At 67.1% G+C, this 15826-nt stretch carries 16 protein-coding genes and 1 tRNA gene; 11 read left to right on the top strand and 6 right to left on the bottom strand.

All coding sequences use genetic code 11. The annotated features are described in order from the left end of the window. Positions 1 to 227 precede the first annotated feature (227 nt). The 5 genes from rpsF to D456_RS0115235 all read left to right on the top strand — a co-directional run bounded on the left by rpsF (position 228) and on the right by D456_RS0115235 (position 3029). Positions 228 to 518: a 30S ribosomal protein S6 gene (gene rpsF / locus D456_RS0115215; RefSeq protein ID WP_017577044.1), complete on the top strand. Its 291-nt coding sequence runs from the start codon at positions 228 to 230 to the stop codon at positions 516 to 518. Between the two features lie 141 nt (positions 519 to 659). Next, positions 660 to 1226, top strand: a complete 567-nt coding sequence (locus D456_RS0115220; protein ID WP_017577045.1) for a single-stranded DNA-binding protein — start codon at positions 660 to 662, stop codon at positions 1224 to 1226. A 116-nt stretch (positions 1227 to 1342) separates the two neighbouring features. Next, entirely contained in the window at positions 1343 to 1579 is a 237-nt protein-coding gene (rpsR, locus tag D456_RS0115225) for a 30S ribosomal protein S18 (protein WP_017577046.1), read from the top strand. A gap of 28 nt (positions 1580 to 1607) precedes the next feature. Further along, the gene (gene rplI, locus D456_RS0115230; RefSeq protein ID WP_017577047.1) at positions 1608 to 2054 is read left to right on the top strand and encodes a 50S ribosomal protein L9; all 447 of its coding nucleotides are present in this window, start codon (positions 1608 to 1610) and stop codon (positions 2052 to 2054) included. Between the two features lie 168 nt (positions 2055 to 2222). Then, positions 2223 to 3029: a peptidoglycan recognition protein family protein gene (locus tag D456_RS0115235; RefSeq protein ID WP_026115911.1), complete on the top strand. Its 807-nt coding sequence runs from the start codon at positions 2223 to 2225 to the stop codon at positions 3027 to 3029. A gap of 5 nt (positions 3030 to 3034) precedes the next feature. Here D456_RS0115235 and D456_RS0115240 read toward each other — a convergent pair whose 3' ends face one another. Then, positions 3035 to 4387: an MATE family efflux transporter gene (locus D456_RS0115240; RefSeq protein WP_017577050.1), complete on the bottom strand. Its 1353-nt coding sequence runs from the start codon at positions 4385 to 4387 to the stop codon at positions 3035 to 3037. Positions 4388 to 4716: 329 nt separating this feature from the next. Here D456_RS0115240 and D456_RS0115245 point away from each other — a divergent pair, with 329 nt between their 5' ends. Beyond that, the gene (locus D456_RS0115245) at positions 4717 to 8574 is read left to right on the top strand and encodes a replicative DNA helicase (protein WP_017577051.1); all 3858 of its coding nucleotides are present in this window, start codon (positions 4717 to 4719) and stop codon (positions 8572 to 8574) included. A gap of 821 nt (positions 8575 to 9395) precedes the next feature. Here D456_RS0115245 and D456_RS0115250 read toward each other — a convergent pair. The 5 genes from D456_RS0115250 to upp form a co-directional block, all read right to left on the bottom strand. Beyond that, on the bottom strand, positions 9396 to 9623 hold the full coding sequence (locus D456_RS0115250; RefSeq protein WP_026115912.1) for a hypothetical protein: 228 nt from the start codon (positions 9621 to 9623) through the stop codon (positions 9396 to 9398). Positions 9624 to 9843: 220 nt separating this feature from the next. Beyond that, entirely contained in the window at positions 9844 to 10353 is a 510-nt protein-coding gene (locus D456_RS0115255; protein WP_026115913.1) for a PH domain-containing protein, read from the bottom strand. A 15-nt stretch (positions 10354 to 10368) separates the two neighbouring features. Continuing rightward, positions 10369 to 10533: a hypothetical protein gene (locus tag D456_RS27105; protein WP_017577054.1), complete on the bottom strand. Its 165-nt coding sequence runs from the start codon at positions 10531 to 10533 to the stop codon at positions 10369 to 10371. Positions 10534 to 10724: 191 nt separating this feature from the next. Beyond that, positions 10725 to 10967, bottom strand: coding sequence for a hypothetical protein (locus D456_RS0115265; RefSeq protein WP_017577055.1), 243 nt, complete (start codon positions 10965 to 10967; stop codon positions 10725 to 10727). Positions 10968 to 11367: 400 nt separating this feature from the next. After that, positions 11368 to 12021, bottom strand: a complete 654-nt coding sequence (gene upp / locus D456_RS0115270) for a uracil phosphoribosyltransferase (protein WP_017577056.1) — start codon at positions 12019 to 12021, stop codon at positions 11368 to 11370. Positions 12022 to 12433: 412 nt separating this feature from the next. Here upp and D456_RS0115275 point away from each other — a divergent pair, with 412 nt between their 5' ends. The 5 genes from D456_RS0115275 to D456_RS0115295 all read left to right on the top strand — a co-directional run bounded on the left by D456_RS0115275 (position 12434) and on the right by D456_RS0115295 (position 15825). Continuing rightward, complete coding sequence (locus D456_RS0115275) at positions 12434 to 12934, top strand: tRNA adenosine deaminase-associated protein (protein ID WP_017577057.1); 501 nt, start codon at positions 12434 to 12436, stop codon at positions 12932 to 12934. Positions 12935 to 12976: 42 nt separating this feature from the next. Continuing rightward, on the top strand, positions 12977 to 13465 hold the full coding sequence (locus D456_RS0115280) for a tRNA adenosine deaminase-associated protein (RefSeq protein WP_017577058.1): 489 nt from the start codon (positions 12977 to 12979) through the stop codon (positions 13463 to 13465). Positions 13466 to 13469: 4 nt separating this feature from the next. Beyond that, positions 13470 to 13949, top strand: a complete 480-nt coding sequence (locus tag D456_RS0115285; RefSeq protein WP_017577059.1) for a nucleoside deaminase — start codon at positions 13470 to 13472, stop codon at positions 13947 to 13949. A 10-nt stretch (positions 13950 to 13959) separates the two neighbouring features. Continuing rightward, positions 13960 to 14047 (top strand) — tRNA-Ser (locus D456_RS0115290). A 170-nt stretch (positions 14048 to 14217) separates the two neighbouring features. Then, the gene (locus tag D456_RS0115295; RefSeq protein WP_026115914.1) at positions 14218 to 15825 is read left to right on the top strand and encodes a glycosyltransferase family protein; all 1608 of its coding nucleotides are present in this window, start codon (positions 14218 to 14220) and stop codon (positions 15823 to 15825) included. Position 15826 lies beyond the last annotated feature (1 nt).

A 15826-nucleotide genomic window follows, 5' to 3' on the forward strand; every position in this document is an offset into this window, starting at 1 on the left:
CGAGGGGCCGGTGACCGCGCAGCACGGCGCGGACACCGGCCCCTCTCCGTGTCCACAGGGCGGGAACGGACCCGACCAGGCGGTGCGGCGCTGCTGGTAATCTTGGTTCCCGTACGGATCAGAGCCCCGAACGTTCCCCGGCCGTCCAGGTGAAGGGGACGGGGTCTCCTGACCTCCTGCCATGGAGATGCCATGGCCGCAACAGTCCAGAGGAGGAACGCACGCTCATGCGTCGTTACGAAATCATGATCATCCTCGAGCCCAGCCTCGACGAGCGCACCGTCGCCCCGTCGCTGGAGAACTTCCTCGGCGTCGTCCGCAACGACGGTGGCTCGGTCGAGAAGGTCGACATCTGGGGCAAGCGCCGTCTCGCCTACGACATCGACAAGAACTCCGAGGGCATCTACGCGGTCGTCGACCTGACGGCCAAGAGCGAGACCGTCAAGGAGCTCGAGCGCCAGCTCGGTATCGCCGAATCGGTGCTGCGCACCAAGGTGCTCCGCCCCGAGGTCCACTGACGCCCCCAGGGTCCGTCCCCCGAGGACGGCGGTTGTCCACACCCCCGGCCTCCGAACATCCCGTTCTGTCGTAACCGGCACGGATGATCGGGGGAACAGGCTCGTACGCCTGACCCGTCTATCTCGAACCGGAGCCGAACCATGGCAGGCGAAACCCAGATCACGCTCGTCGGCAACCTCGTCGACGACCCTGAACTGCGCTTCACGCCCAGTGGGGCCGCGGTCGCCAACTTCCGAGTGGCCTCGACGCCTCGCACCTTCGACCGCCAGGCGGGCGAGTGGAAGGACGGCGAGTCCATGTTCCTCACCTGCACCGTCTGGCGGCAGTACGCGGAGAACGTTGCCGAGAGCCTCCAGCGCGGCATGCGGGTCATCGTGCAGGGGCGTCTCAAGCAGCGCTCCTTCGAGACCCGCGAAGGGGAGAAGCGCACCGTCTTCGAGATCGATGTCGACGAGGTCGGTCCCGCTCTGCGCCGTGCCACCGCCAAGGTGACCAAGACGTCCGCGCCGGGTGGTGGCGGCGGCTTCGGCGGCGGTGGTTTCGGTGGCGGCCAGCCCCAGGGCGGCGGCTACGGGAACCAGGGCGGCGGCTTCGGCGGCGGCCAGCCCCAGGGCGGTCGCGGCGGTGCACCCGCCGACGACCCGTGGGCGACCAACGGCGGTGGCGGCTTCGGCGGCGGCGGGTTCTCCGACGAGCCCCCGTTCTAGGCCGAGGCCGAACACCGAGCAACACCCGGCCGGTGTCTGCGGACACCGTGCCACCATTCCATTTGTCATAGACCATCCCCGGGACAGCCCCGGGGCTCTTGCGAAGGAGCACCACGATGGCGAAGCCGGCAGCGCGCAAGCCCAAGAAGAAGGTGTGCATCTTCTGCCAGGAGAAGCAGTCCTACATCGACTACAAGGACACCACGCTTCTCCGTAAGTTCATCTCCGAGCGCGGTAAGATCCGTGCCCGTCGGGTGACCGGCAACTGCACCCAGCACCAGCGCGACGTAGCCACTGCGATCAAGAACGCGCGTGAGGTCGCCCTGCTGCCCTACACCAGCAGCACCCGATAGCCGGGATACTCCGAGGGAGGTTTTTGTCGTGAAGCTCATCCTGACCCACGAGGTCAACGGTCTCGGAGCCCCCGGCGATGTCGTCGAGGTGAGGGACGGTTACGGCCGTAACTACCTGCTTCCCCGCGGGTTCGCCATCCGGTGGACCCGTGGCGGCCAGAAGCAGATCGACCTGATCCAGCGTGCTCGTCGCTCCCGCGACATCCGCACCCTGGACGAGGCCCGCCAGATCGCCGGTCAGGTCGAGGCACTCACCGTGCGCCTGAAGCAGCGCGCCGGCGAGGGTGGCCGCCTGTTCGGTTCGGTCACGGCCGGCGACGTCGCCGAGGCCGTCCAGGCCTCTGGCGGCCCGGAACTGGACAAGCGCCGGATCGAGATCAAGAACGCGATCAAGTCGGTCGGTTCCTACAAGGTGGACGTGCGTCTCCACCCCGATGTCAGCGCCACCATCAAGCTGGACGTCTCGGGCGTCTAGCAGGCGTTCACCGACGCAGCCCCGTCCTCGTTCGTTCGAGGGCGGGGTTCTTCTGTGTCCGTGGTCCGGACACGCCGCCGCTGGAAGCCCAAGTAGTATTACTCTTGGTAATCTATCGTGTCCTCTGTGTCGGCATCCTGGATGCCCCTCACAGAGAGGACACGATCGATGGCCGCAGAGAGACTGGACCGCAGGACCATGCTCCGCGGGGCCGTGCTCCTCGCCGGTGGCGTACTGCTCGGCGGAACGATGGACACGACCACCGCGCGGGAGGCCAGAGCCGCCGCGACACCGAAGGTTTTCACACGGGCCGACTGGGGTGCTCGTGCGCCCGGGCACGCGATCGACGTCCGGTCGACCGGACCGACGCACATAGTGGTGCACCACACCGCCACCGCGAACGTCTCCGACATCTCGACCTCCCAAGCGGCCGCACTGTCGCGTTCCATTCAGCGGTTCCACATGGACAGCAACGGGTGGAGCGACATCGGCCAGCAGTTCACGATCAGCCGCGGCGGGCACATCATGGAGGGGCGGGAGGGCTCCCTCCGGGCAGTGGACGAGGGCGGCCACGTCGTCGGCGCCCACACCGCCAACCACAACAGCCACACCATCGGGATCGAGAACGAAGGAACCTACAGTTCAGCCACCCCGCCCGGTGACCTGATGGAGGCGTTGGCCGAGACGTGTGCCTGGCTGTGCACGGCCTACGGGCTCGACCCGCAGGAGGCCCTCGTCGGCCACCGCGACTACAACTCCACCAACTGCCCCGGGGACGAGCTCTACGCGCTGCTGCCGCAGCTGCGCAGCGACACCGCGGCCAGGATGGAGAGCATCTCGGACGGGCTCGGCCGAGTGGTGGAGCCCGAGCTGTCCCCCGACCAAGTGCCGTCGTTCCCGGACCTGCCCAGCTCCGAGCGGGTGGCCACGCACTACCACGGTCCGACCGTCGGGCAGGACGAGACCGGGGGCTGAACCGGTCACCGGGGGCGTTCGGCCCCGGTGACCAGCCACGCGCCTCCCCGTGCCCTCAGCCCCAGGGTGAGGGCACGGGCCAGGATCCATACCGCGAAGGCCCCCCAGAGGCCGACGAGCCCCCAGAGCTGCGACCCCGCCACCTCGGGCAGCACCAGTGCGAACGGCAGGAAGGTCAGCATGGTCCCCAAGGAGGCCCAGGCGAGGTAACGCTGGTCCCCGGCGCCCATGAGGACACCGTCCAGAACCATCGTCACCCCGCTCAAAGGCTGTATCAGAGCCACCACGACCAGCGACGCCATGATGAGCGAGGCCACCTGTGGATCGTCGGTGAAGGGGATCGGCGCCCACGGCAGCACCAGCAGCACCACCACGGTGAAGACCAGGCCGGCCATCACACCCCACTCGACCATTCGCCGGGTCGAATCGCGGGTCCCGCGCACGTCGTCGGCGCCGAGGTAACGGCCCACGATCGACTGGCCCGCGATGGCCACGGCGTCCATGGCGAACACCAGTAGTGCCCACATGTTGTAGCTGACCTGGTGCGCGGCGATCGACTCGTCGCCCAGACGGGCGGCCACCGCCGTCGTCACCAGCGCGACCACACGCATGGATACGCTGCGCAGGAACAGGGCGAACCCTGCCGACGCCGATTTGCGCAGGCCGTCGAGGGACGGTGCCACGGGGACCCCGTGACGGCGGGCCGATCGGATGATCGTTGCCACGTACCAGAAGGCCCCGGCACCCTGGGCGATCACCGTTGACCAGGCCGAGCCGGCGATGCCCCAGTCCAGGACCAGGACGAAGAGCGCGCACAGGAGTGCGTTGCCCAGGTAGGAGGCGACCGCGACGACCAAGGGGGTGCGGGCGTCCTGCAGGCCGCGCAGAACCCCGGTCCCGGCCATGACGATCAGCAGGAACGGGGTACTCAGCAGACTGACGCGCAGGTAGGTCAGTGCGTAGGGAGCCACGTCCGGGGAGGCCCCCAGCAGCTCGATGAGGTGGGGGCCCAGCGGCCAACCGACCCCGATGGCGGCAAGGCCCAGGAGCGCGGCCAGCCACAGGCCGTCCACCCCGTCGCGCATCCCGCCGGGGATGTCACCGGCTCCGAACTTGCGGGCCACGGCCGCGGTGGTGCCGTAGGCGAGGAAGATACACACTGCGGCCAGGGTCAGCAGCACCTGCCCGGCCACACCGAGGCCGCCGAGCGCCTGTGTGCCGAGGCTGCCGACGATGGCGGAGTCGGTCAGCAGGAACAGGGGTTCGCTGATGAGAGCGAAGAACGTGGGTACCGCGAGCGCAAAGATCTCCCGGTCGTGGCGGTGCCGGAAGGGGGCGGCGGAAAGCAGTCTGGGCATGGCACGGCAAGGTTACCGGACGCCCGTTCGATGTCCCGGGTGAGGTTGTCCACAGGCCCGTGAAAGCCTGTGGACAACTTGTGGAAAACCCTGCGTGGGCCATCTTTCACGCAGTGGCCGCGAGCAGTGTTTTCGCAGGTCAAATGGGTCATATGTGAGAAGTCGCAAAGTTTTCCACAGGTGATGTGCACAACCCGCCTGCGGGGCACCCCGCGCAGGCCGGAGCATGGTGGTGGAGGGGCTCTTCCACAACTTCGGCCTGGGGACCGGGAGGACCTCCGAATGGGGCATCCTGGAGAGGTCGTCATCAGTATCTGGGGGAATAGTCCGTGAGCGTCGCCGAGGAACCACCCGAGGAACGCGGATACGATCGCACCCCTCCGCACGACATCCAGGCCGAGCAGAGTGTCCTCGGCGGGATGCTCCTGTCCAAGGACGCCATCACACAGGTCGTGGAGATCATCCGCTCCGCCGACTTCTACCGGCCCGCGCACCAGATCATCTACGACTCGGTCGTCGACCTCTTCTCCCGGGGCGAGCCCGTCGACGCGATCTCCGTCAACGCCGAGCTCACCAAACGCGGCGAGGTCACCCGCGTGGGCGGTGCCCCCTATCTGCACACCCTCACCGAGGCGATCCCCACCGCGGCCAACGCCGGCTACTACGCGAAGATCGTCTCCGACCGTGCGATCCTGCGCCGTCTCGTCGAGGTCGGTACCCGCATCGCCCAGATCGGCTACACCGGTGACGGCGAGGTCGACGACCTCGTCGACCATGCCCAGGCCGAGATCTACCGCGTTGCCGAGAAGCGCACCGGCGAGGACTACCTCGCCCTCGCCGACATCATGCCCGGCGCCCTCGACGAGATCGAGGCGATCGGCGCCCACGACGGCAGCCTGACCGGTGTCCCCACCGGGTTCGCCGACTTCGACGCGCTCACCAACGGTCTCCACCCGGGCCAGATGGTGATCATCGCCGCGCGGCCGGCCGTGGGCAAGGCGCTCGCGCTGGACACAGCCGTTCCCACCCCCGACGGGTGGACGACCATGGGACAAGTGGAGACCGGGGATTTCGTCCTGGCCGCGGACGGCAAGCCGACCCAGGTCGTGGCCACGTCCGATGTGATGACCGATCGCGAGTGCTACGAGATCGTCTTCGACGACGGCACGACGGTGATTGCCGACGCCGAGCACCAGTGGTTCACGCACGCCAGCGCATCGCGTCGCGCGGACCGGGAGCCACGGGTTCTTCCGAGAGTGCGGACCACACGGGAGATCGCCCGGACCCAACGGTCGGAGACCTCCGAGCAGCGCCTCAATCACTCCGTGGACAACGCCGCTGTACTGGATCTCCCCGAAGCGGAGTTGCCGGTACCGCCCTATGCGCTCGGAGCCTGGCTCGGTGACGGCCACACCCACGAAGCGAGGATCACCGACGTCGACGGCGAGGTCCTCGTCAACATCGAGGCCACGGGCCTGGTGACCAAGCCCGTGGGCAACGGCCAACACATGTACGGGATCCACTTGCCCGGCGAGAAGGTGGAGATCGCTCCGCGCCCCTGTGCCGTCTGCGGTGAGGAGTTCGTTCCCGTGCTCCCACACGTGCGAAGCTGCGGGCAGTCCTGTGACGGTAAGGCCCGGTTCGTTCCGGGCCCCGTCGAGCACACCACCTGTGCTGACTGCGGCGAGCCCTGTTCCGCGCGGTACTCACGGTGCCGGAAATGCATTGCGGATCACGGGAGTGTGCAGGCTCTACTCCGCGGGCTCGGGGTACTGGGCGACAAGCACATCCCCCAGCAGTACCTCCGTGCCTCGGAAGCTCAGCGTCGGGCTCTTCTCGCAGGGCTGCTGGACACCGACGGGACCGTGAACGCGGATGGATCCGTCCAGTTCGGGGTCGTCAACCGACAGCTGGCCGAGGACTTCCGCGAACTCGCCCACAGCCTGGGTCACCGCACCGGGATGTCCACCAAGAGGGTCGACGGGAAGAACGAGGACACTCCGACCTGTTACACGATCACCTTCGGCTCCACGGACGAGGTCTTCGGTATCGAGCGCAAGCGCCTTGCGCACCGCGAACGGGGCGAGGGTCGTTCCTGCGTCCGGACCGGGTCACGGTTCATTCGCGAGGTGCGTCCAGTGGAGAGCGTTCCGGTCCGCTGTATCCAGGTCGACCACCCCGACCACTTGTTCCTCGTGACTCGGGCGATGGTGCCGACACACAACTCGACGTTGGCGCTGGATTTTGCCCGTGCGGCCTCCGTCAAGAACGACATGACGTCGGTCTTCTTCAGCCTGGAGATGGGGCGCAACGAGATCGTCATGCGCCTGCTCTCCGCCGAGGCACGGGTCCCGCTGCACACCATGCGGTCCGGTCTGATGACCGACGACGACTGGACCCGCTTGGCCAGACGGATGGGTGAGGTCGCCAACGCCCCCCTGTTCATCGACGACTCCCCGAACATGTCGATGATGGAGATCCGGGCCAAGTGCCGACGGCTCAAACAGCAGCACGACCTGAAGCTCATCATCGTCGACTACCTCCAGCTCATGAGCGCACCCGGCCGGGTGGAGAGCCGTCAGCAGGAGGTCTCGGAGATGTCGCGTTCCCTCAAGCTCCTCGCCAAGGAGCTCGACGTTCCGGTCGTGGCGCTCTCGCAGCTCAACCGTGGTCCGGAACAGCGCACCGACAAACGCCCGCAAGTGTCGGATCTTCGCGAATCGGGGTGCCTCGTCCCGGAGACCCGGGTCCGTCGTGCGGACACGGGTGTGGAGGTCACCCTGGGAGAGCTCCATGAGAGCGGGGAAACCGACATCCCGGTCTGGTCGCTCGATGAGAAGCTGCGTATGGTTCCGCGGACCATGACACACGTGTTCTCCAGTGGGACCAAGCAGGTGTACCGTCTCCGCCTCACATCAGGGCGGGAAGTCACCGCTTCGGCCAACCATCCATTCCTGGCGTTCGACGGTTGGAAGGCCCTGGAGGAGCTTGCGACCGGGGAAAGGATCGCTGTTCCGAGGTCTGCTCCGGAGCCCGCACGTCCCCAGGTCTGGCCGGAATCAGAGATCATCCTCCTCGCACATCTCATCGGGGACGGTTCCTTCGTACGTCGCCAACCGCTCCGATACGCGAACATCGACGAGGAAAATCTGGCTGTCGTCGCTGAGGCCGCTTCGCATTTCGGGGTCACCGCGGTGCGTGACGAATATGCTTCGGCGCGGACGGTCTCGCTCAGACTTCCGTCTCCGTACCGGTTGACCCACGGGAAACGGAACCCGATCGCGAAGTGGCTGGACGGCCTCGGGCTCTTCGGCCTGCGCAGTCACGAGAAGTTCGTTCCGGACGGGGTCTTCGCTCTGCCGGAACATCAGGTCGCACTCTTTCTCCGCCATCTGTGGGCGACCGATGGCTCAGTCACCTGGGACCGGGCCGCGGACAAGGCACGCATCTACTATTCGACCACGAGCCGTCGCCTGGCCGACGACGTGTGCCATCTCCTGAGCAGGGTCGGGATCATGTGCCGGATCAAGGAGAGCCGGAAGGGCGATCACCGGGTCGGTCACACTGTGGACATCAACGGTGTCGATGATCAGCGGCGTTTCGCTGATGTCGTGGGTTGTCACGGAGCTCGCGCGGCACGGGTGGCCGAATGTGTGGAGGCACTGGCCGGGCGCCGGGCCAACACCAATCTCGACACCGTGCCCGTGCAGGTCTGGGACCGGGTCAGGGAGGGCCTCGTCGACCGCGGGATGACGCACCGCGAGTTCGCCACGGCGATGGGGACCAGTTTCAGCGGCAGCAGTATGCGGAAGCGGTCGCCCAGCCGTACCCGTCTCTCACGAGTGGCCGGGGTCCTGGACGATGCCGACATGGAGCTTCTCGCCACCAACGATGTGTTCTGGGACGAAATCGCGGAGGTGGAACCTCTGGGGGAACGCGAGGTCTTCGACGCCACCGTTCCCGGAACCCACAATTTCGTCGCGAACGGGGTACACGTCCACAACTCCATCGAGCAGGATGCGGACATGGTGATCCTGCTGTACCGCGAGGACGTGCACGACAAGGAGTCACCGCGCGCCGGCGAGGCCGACATCATCGTGGCCAAGCACCGTAACGGCCCCACCGCTGATGTCACCGTCGCTTTCCAGGGCCATTACAGCCGTTTCGTCGACATGGCGCCGAGCTGACGGATCGCTGTGTCGACAGGGCGTTCCAGCGCTGAAGCTTCCTGTCGGCAGAACTGCCCGAACCGTGTTGCCCCAGCCACATGCCGTTATATCGGTCAGTCCACAAGTCAATTTTTATGCAGACCAAAATGTCGACAAAGTGCTACGTCGACATACCGCCACGAGGCGGATCGGCATGTCCACCTCACTGCTGCGCAGTACCAGGTGCGGCACCGATGTCCCCGACACAGGGAGCCGGGACATCGGACAGGCCGAGATGTCGAGGGCGGGGCGGTCGCCTCAGCGCGTACCGACACCGTTGAGGACCAACCGGAAAACGTGGTTCCGGAGCGGGGCCATGCGTGGCTCCTTCCGCTTCCGGGGGTGGGAAGGGCTGCGGGGCGCACGGGAGGTCGGGAGAGAGCCGGGGGTTTCGGACACCAAAATTAGTTGGATGTGCGGGACCGGATGGCGTACGCCGCTCCGAAGCTGCCCGGATGTGCCCGCGGGCCCCGATACCCGGTGTTCCCCCGGGGACGTACTGATCGGTGGGCGGTTCCGGCGCCGCGGAGGTTCCGGGCTGCGGAACCGTAGGTCGACGGTGGGGCTCAGGCGGAGACAGGGTGCCCCGGTCCGTTTTGTTGCAAGCGGTGGCCTTGAGACGAGCGTCACTCTGCTGTGCGGTCCCGGGCCAGGGATTTAGTCAACCGGAACACAAATAATCTGTGGGCCGATTTGTTGACAAAGCGATCCACGGATCAGGGAGAAGGTCGGACCGGGTGAGGGCCTGTGCGAGTTGTCGGTGCAGCCGGCTGGGTGGCCCGGTGAACGGGCCGGGGACGTCAGAGCCAGCGGGTCTCGGGGCGGGTGCGCCCATCGTCGTCGGTCACGAGCACCCAGTGCATGATCGGGTGCTTGGAGCTGATGCGGTCGGCGTCCTCGCGTGGTTGCGGGACGTGCGCGGGGCCGTCGGCCAGGCCGGAGAGTCGGCGGGCCGCAGCGGCCGTGCGCGTGCGTCGACGAGCGTGGGAGCGAGTGGGCTGCACTGCACGTTCCGTCCGTCGCGCCATGGTGACCCCTCTCGTTTCCGTGTCAGACGCTATAAGTTAACCCCAAGTTCACCTTCAAGTCAATCTCCCGCGCTGCGAGGCGCGTCTCTTCGGGGCTTCGGGCCGGTCCGGGTGAACAGAAGATGAACGGAGGGGGAACCTCCGGGAGGAGCGGCACGAACGACGAGAGCACCCGCCGAAGCGGGTGCTCTCGTCGTTGCTCTCGTGTGTGGAGGCGGTCTCACTCCTTGAAGATGAGTCCCACGACCTCCAGGTAGAGCTGTTCGGGATAAGGGATGAAGTTGATCCTGCTCAGGGCCTGGTCCTGACCGGCCGACTCCATCACGAAGGTCCCGTATCCGAGGAAACGGCCGACCAGGGTGCGTTCGAACCGCATGTCGGTCACCTTGCCGAGCGGCATCATGTTCACCTGCCGGGTGACCAGACCCGTAGTGAGCAGAAGCCGCGCCGAGGTGATCACGAAGTAGTCCACCGACCACTCGGCCACCTGCCAGACGAACCACACCAATACCAGCAGCCACAGCCACCAGATGATCGCCAGACTCGCCGTGCTGTCGGCGATCGCCGTGTTGCTGAGGATGCCGGCCACGATCAGGGCGGCGAGCACCATAACCACCGGACCGATCAGCACGGCAGGGTGCCTGCGGATGGTCACGACGTCCTGCTCGTGTGGCAGCAGGTAACGGTTGACCGAGGCTGGTGCGCTGTTACTCGACGCTACGAGGCGCATGCCGGCCCATCACCCCTATGGAAGTAGAGCGTTGACGAAGCGGGACATCGCTTCCGCGCCGCCCACGAGTCCGTCGAGTGCACTCTGGATCACACCGGCGGCGCTCTCCGGCTGCGTCAGCAGATAGAACGCCACAAAAGCGATGAGGGCGTATCCGCCCCATTTCTTCAACTTCGCCACGACTGACTCCCCTTGGAATCCACCTGACCCACCGGACCATCGGAGATTGTTCCACTGACCATGGTGCCCGTAAAGCAGGACCGGCACCATCGGCGTGGCGTTATGTCGGATGTTCGAAGCTTGCCGAAACTGTCCTTTTTCGGTGCTGTTGTTAACCCTGTGAAAGGTAGTCCGTAACTCGTCTTCGCAGGTCAGTGGCGCTCGCTCAGGGCCAGGGCCAGAACTTGCAGATGCTGACGGGCGATACGTTCGACCAGCTCGGGGGTGGCTTTTCCGGTCACGTCCTCAGCGCCGTGGCGGGCCGCGTTCACGCAGCGGGTGACGGTCGCAGTGTCGTGCACATTGCCGAACTCAGAAGCCAACCGGTGGACGACCGGGGCGAAGTGCGAGTCGCGGGAGATCTGGGGCGTCGAGGGAGAGGGGTTCTCCGGCATCTCACTCCTTGGGGCTCTTCTGGATGTATCGCGCACCGTGTGCGCTTCGGGGCTGTGCGTAGCCCGCGGAGGGTTGCCTGAACGTCCGCCGCGAGGGCGGGTCCGGGGGAGAAGGCTCGGCTACGCGCTCTGTGTGGGGTTCTTTTCGGCCCGGTCGGTTTGCCCTGTTACGGGTGGTTCCCAACCATGATCACTCTTGTCTGTCACATTCCCATCTCGAATCGAATTCGGCTAATCCGCCAAGGGACTGCGGACCGCGATCCGACTGCTTCGACCTGGGGCGAAGCACCCTACCAGTCTGCCATTACCCGGTTTTCGGACGTTCATTCATGCGACCGGAAAAAGGACCGAAAAAGCGCCCAACCGGTGTCCGGTAGGGCGCTTCGGGGGGTTGTGGTCTTCAGTGGCAGCCGTAGAGGCGGTCGCCGGCGTCGCCCAGACCCGGGACGATGAAGCCGTTCTCGTCCAGCCGCTCGTCCACCGCGGCGGTGACCACGCGCAGAGTGGCCCCGTGATCGGGGTCGAGCGATTCCTCCAGTTCGCGTTCGACCGCGGTCAGGCCCTCGGGCGCGGCCAGGAGGCACAGGGCGGTGACGTGGTCGGCGCCGCGCTCGACCAGGAGCTGCAGGGCTGCTGCCAGGGTGCCGCCCGTGGCCAGCATCGGGTCGAGCACGTAGCACTGGCGGCCCGAGAGGTCCTGCGGGAGGCGGTCGGCGTAGGTGGCCGGTTGGAGGGTCTCCTCGTTCCGCGCCATACCCAGGAATCCCACCTCGGCGGTGGGCAGCAGTCGGGTCATACCGTCGAGCATGCCGAGCCCGGCGCGCAGGATCGGTACGACGAGCGGGGTGGGACGCGTGAGCTGGGTTCCGGTGGCCTTCGTCAGCGGGGTTTCCAGGGTGACTTCACTCACGCGGACGTCGCGGGTGGCCTCGTACGCGAGCAGGGTGACCAGCTCGTCGGTGAGGCGCCGGAAGGTCGGGGAGTCGGTCCGCACGTCGCGCAGGGTGGTCAGCTTGTGCGCGACCAAGGGGTGGTCGACGACCAGGGTTTCCAAGGCTTTCTCCGGTTGAGCTGGGCTGGCGGGACGGTGGCTGGGGGGAGAGGTGGGCGTGCCCGATTCTAATCGTGCTGTACGTGCTGGAGCCGCGGTGTCCGCGTCGCCCCCGTCGCGCCTGCCCGGCACCGATCGAGTGCCCCCTCTGGCCCACAGCAGCACGTGCCCCTTAACCTTCGGGTCCGGTGGTGGGTCTGCGGGGCGGCAAGTGCTGTGGCCCGGACGTGCGGGGCCACCGCCGAGCAGACAGAACTTGGAAAGAGGGTGTCGGGGGTGCCTTTGCCGTTCACGGTGCTGACCGAATACGCCCTATGGCGAACAGGAGGACCGGGGTGATCGTTACCATGGCTGTCGCACGGGCGATCCGGGGTTCCGTCGTCCGTACCGATGCACCGGCCGGGTTGGGGTGGCGATGACAGTACTCGATCATGGTGGCGACGATTCGGCCGATTTCGCCGCCGTCGCTTACAGGGAAGAGGAGTACTGGGACGTCGACCTGCTTCCCGTGGCCCTCACCCGGGACCTCAAGGGGCTCGTCCATGCCCTGCGCCAGCAGCCGAGCATCAGTGGTGCGCTCGGCCTGGTCGCGATCGGAGACGACTTCTTCATCATCGTTCGGGTCTACGGTGAGGAGACCACCCTCTTCCTCTCCGACGTGACCGCCTCGGTCGACTGGGGGATGGCCCGCGACGTCCTGGACGAGCTCGACATCGACGTTCCCGACGACGACGACCTCGATCAGGTGCTGCCCGCGGGGGACCTGTCGATCGTGGCCGATCTCGGGCTGGACGAGATGGAACTGGGCGCACTCGCCGGCGACCTCGACCTGTACCCCGACGAGGTACTGGCCAGCGTCGCCGAGCGGTTGGGATTCGCCCAGTCCTTCCAGCGTGTCTTGGACGGGATGGGGTAAGGGAGTCCTGGATCAACACCCGGCAGAACAGGAGAGCACGCGGTGTCGACCTTCGCAGCCATCTTCGCTCCCGACGGGAAGATGTGGCGGGGCACCGAGGTCGAACTCGGCGAGGCGGACGTGATCGACGACATCACCGACCTCATGATCGACTTCGCGGTCGAGCGGGGCGGTGACGAGGCCCTCCTCCTGGTGGAGGCCGACGACGAGTGGTTCGCGATCGTCCGGGCCGAGGACGGCGGTGAAGAGCCCCGGGTCTACCTTTCCGACGCCCGTGTGGTGCACGATCACACGATCGCCTCGGTGCTCTCGGAGGCCGGTGGTCTGGGGGCGCCGCCGCCGTCCGAGAGCGCTGGTTCACGTCCCAACCCGGTGCCCGACGGCGACGGTGACCTGATCACCGATCTCGGCGTGCCCGAGGACGAACTGCACGACCTCGCCTCCGGCGGGGGTGTGCTCCCCAGCGACGTGCTGGCCGTGGTCGCCGAGCGGGCGGGCTTCTCCGATCTGCTCGACAGCATGAGGCTCTGAGGAGATGGACCACGACCTCGTCGGTGCCGCCCTGCGTCTTGCGCTGAGGGAGGGCGAGCGGGCGTTGGACTCGGGGGACGTCCCCGTGGGCGCCGTGGTCCTGGGAGAGGACGGCGCGGTCCTGGGGACCGGCCGCAACGAACGTGAGGCGACCGGGGACCCCACAGCGCATGCGGAGGTCCTGGCGCTGCGCGCGGCGGCGCGGGCGCGGGGTGAGTGGCGTCTGTCGGGCTGCAGCCTGGTCGTGACCCTGGAGCCGTGCACCATGTGTGCGGGGGCGACGGTGCTCTCGCGGGTGGACCGCCTGGTCTACGGGGTGCGTGACGACAAGGCGGGCGCGGCCGGATCGGTGTGGGACGCGGTGCGCGACCCACGTCAGAACCACCGCCCCGAAGTGTTTCCGCCCGACCTCGTGGATGCCGGCCTCGCGGCCGAGTGCGCAGGGCTGTTGTCCCGATTTTTCGCTGGGCGCAGGATCCTGTAGAGTAACTCTCGGTGGAGTCGCCTAGTGGCCGATGGCGCCCGCCTCGAAAGCGGGTAAGGGGCAACCCTTCGAGGGTTCGAATCCCTCCTCCACCGCCACGAGCCGTCCCCGGTGCTGCCGGGGGCGGCTTTTTGTGTGTCGGTGTCCGTTCCCGTGCTGTCGTCGTGAATTCTGCACCCCGTGTGGATACGGTGGGTTTCTGTCTGGTTACACACGGCAGCAACGGCATGATGGGGGACGTCACACTATGGCCAGGACATGGGCGGGCGTGTTCCGCTTCCGAACACCGCGTCTGCTACGCAAGGTTCCCAAGAAGGTGCTCGTGCCCCTCGTGGCGGCCGCGGCTGCCGTCGTCATCGTCGTGGCGCCGGCACCGGTGGCACTGGCGACCGCGTTCCTGCTGCCGGCCGTCGGCCTCGGGCTGCTCGGGGCCGAACTGGCCGCGCTGCGCCGCGAGCGCCGGGACCGTGCCCGGAAGAAACGGCACCAGGCCGAGGAGAAACGGCGGGAACGGACCTCCGAACAGGCCTCCGCCGAACGTCTGTCGGAACTGGAGCACCGCCTCTGGAGAGGGGACTCCCGCACCGCGGAGGCCGGTCTGCGCGAGTACTCCGTCGACCCCGCCCACAGCCCCGAGCGGCGCTCCCGGGCCCTCGAGGACCTGGCCGCCCGGTACGAGTACACGGGCGACGCGGTCCGTGCACAGCAGATGCGGCGCTCTGCTCTGCTCACGGACGTCTCCGCGCCGAGCGCGGCGCGGGTGAACTCGGTCATGGGCAGCAGGGGGCGCACCGTGCACTTCGACGTGCTCATGGTCTCCCATTTCGCACTTCCGGGAGGCACCACCGGAAGCAACGCGCAGGAGATCGAGGCACAGTCCCGTGCCGGTCTGCGTACGGGGCTCCTGCACCACCCCATTGCTGACTGGAGCCGTAGCAAGCCCATCAGTCCCAAGATCATGCGGCTGGTGGACGGGGACCGGGTCCGGTTCGTGCACTGGAGTGACCGCATCACCTGCGACCTCCTGCTCATCAGACACCCCAAGATCTGCAACCGCATCGCCGACGACCTTCCGGACGTGGAAGCCGCCCACACCGCACTCGTCATCAACCAGCCCCCGTACCGCTACTACGGGCAGGGCGGCGCGGGCGAGGAGATCTGGCAGCTCGAGCGTGTCCACAGCAACCTCCTCGACCGTTTCGGTGAGCACACGTGGTACCCGATCGGACCTGCGGTGCGCGATGCGCTCGTGGGCCACCACCTCGACGAAATGCCCGATATGCCGCTCTCGTCATGGGACTGGGTCAACATCATCGACATGGACGAGTGGATACGTCCCGAGCCGCGTCCCTTCGACTCGACGGTGCGCATCGGACGGCACTCGCGTGACCACGTCTCCAAATGGCCCGAGACCCGGGAACTCCTGGAGGCGGCCTACCCGCCGGTCGAGGGGTACGAGTACCGGGTCCTGGGCGGGGCGGAGAGCCCCGAACGGCTGCTCGGCGGACTGCCCCCCAACTGGACGGTGCACCCGTTCGACACGGTTCCCGCCCGGGACTTCCTGCACGAACTCGACCTGTACGTGTACTTCACCTCCACCGACTACGTGGAGGCCTTCGGGCGCTCGCCCCTGGAAGCGATGGCCGTGGGGCTGCCGACCGTGCTGCCCCAGCAGTTCAAGCCCCTGTTCGGGGACGCGGGCATCTACACCGAGCCCGCGGGGGTGCAGGCCGAGATCGACCTGCTCATGACCGACCGCGAACGGCACGTCCGCCAGGTCGAGCGTGCCCGCCAGGTGGTGCGGGACCGGTTCAGCTACGACGCTCACTTGCGCCGGCTGGGTGATGTGGGGGTCCGTGCCGCACGACCCGAGTGAG

The organism is Nocardiopsis kunsanensis DSM 44524, assembly GCF_000340965.1.
Classification (GTDB): Bacteria; Actinomycetota; Actinomycetes; order Streptosporangiales; family Streptosporangiaceae; genus Nocardiopsis; species Nocardiopsis kunsanensis.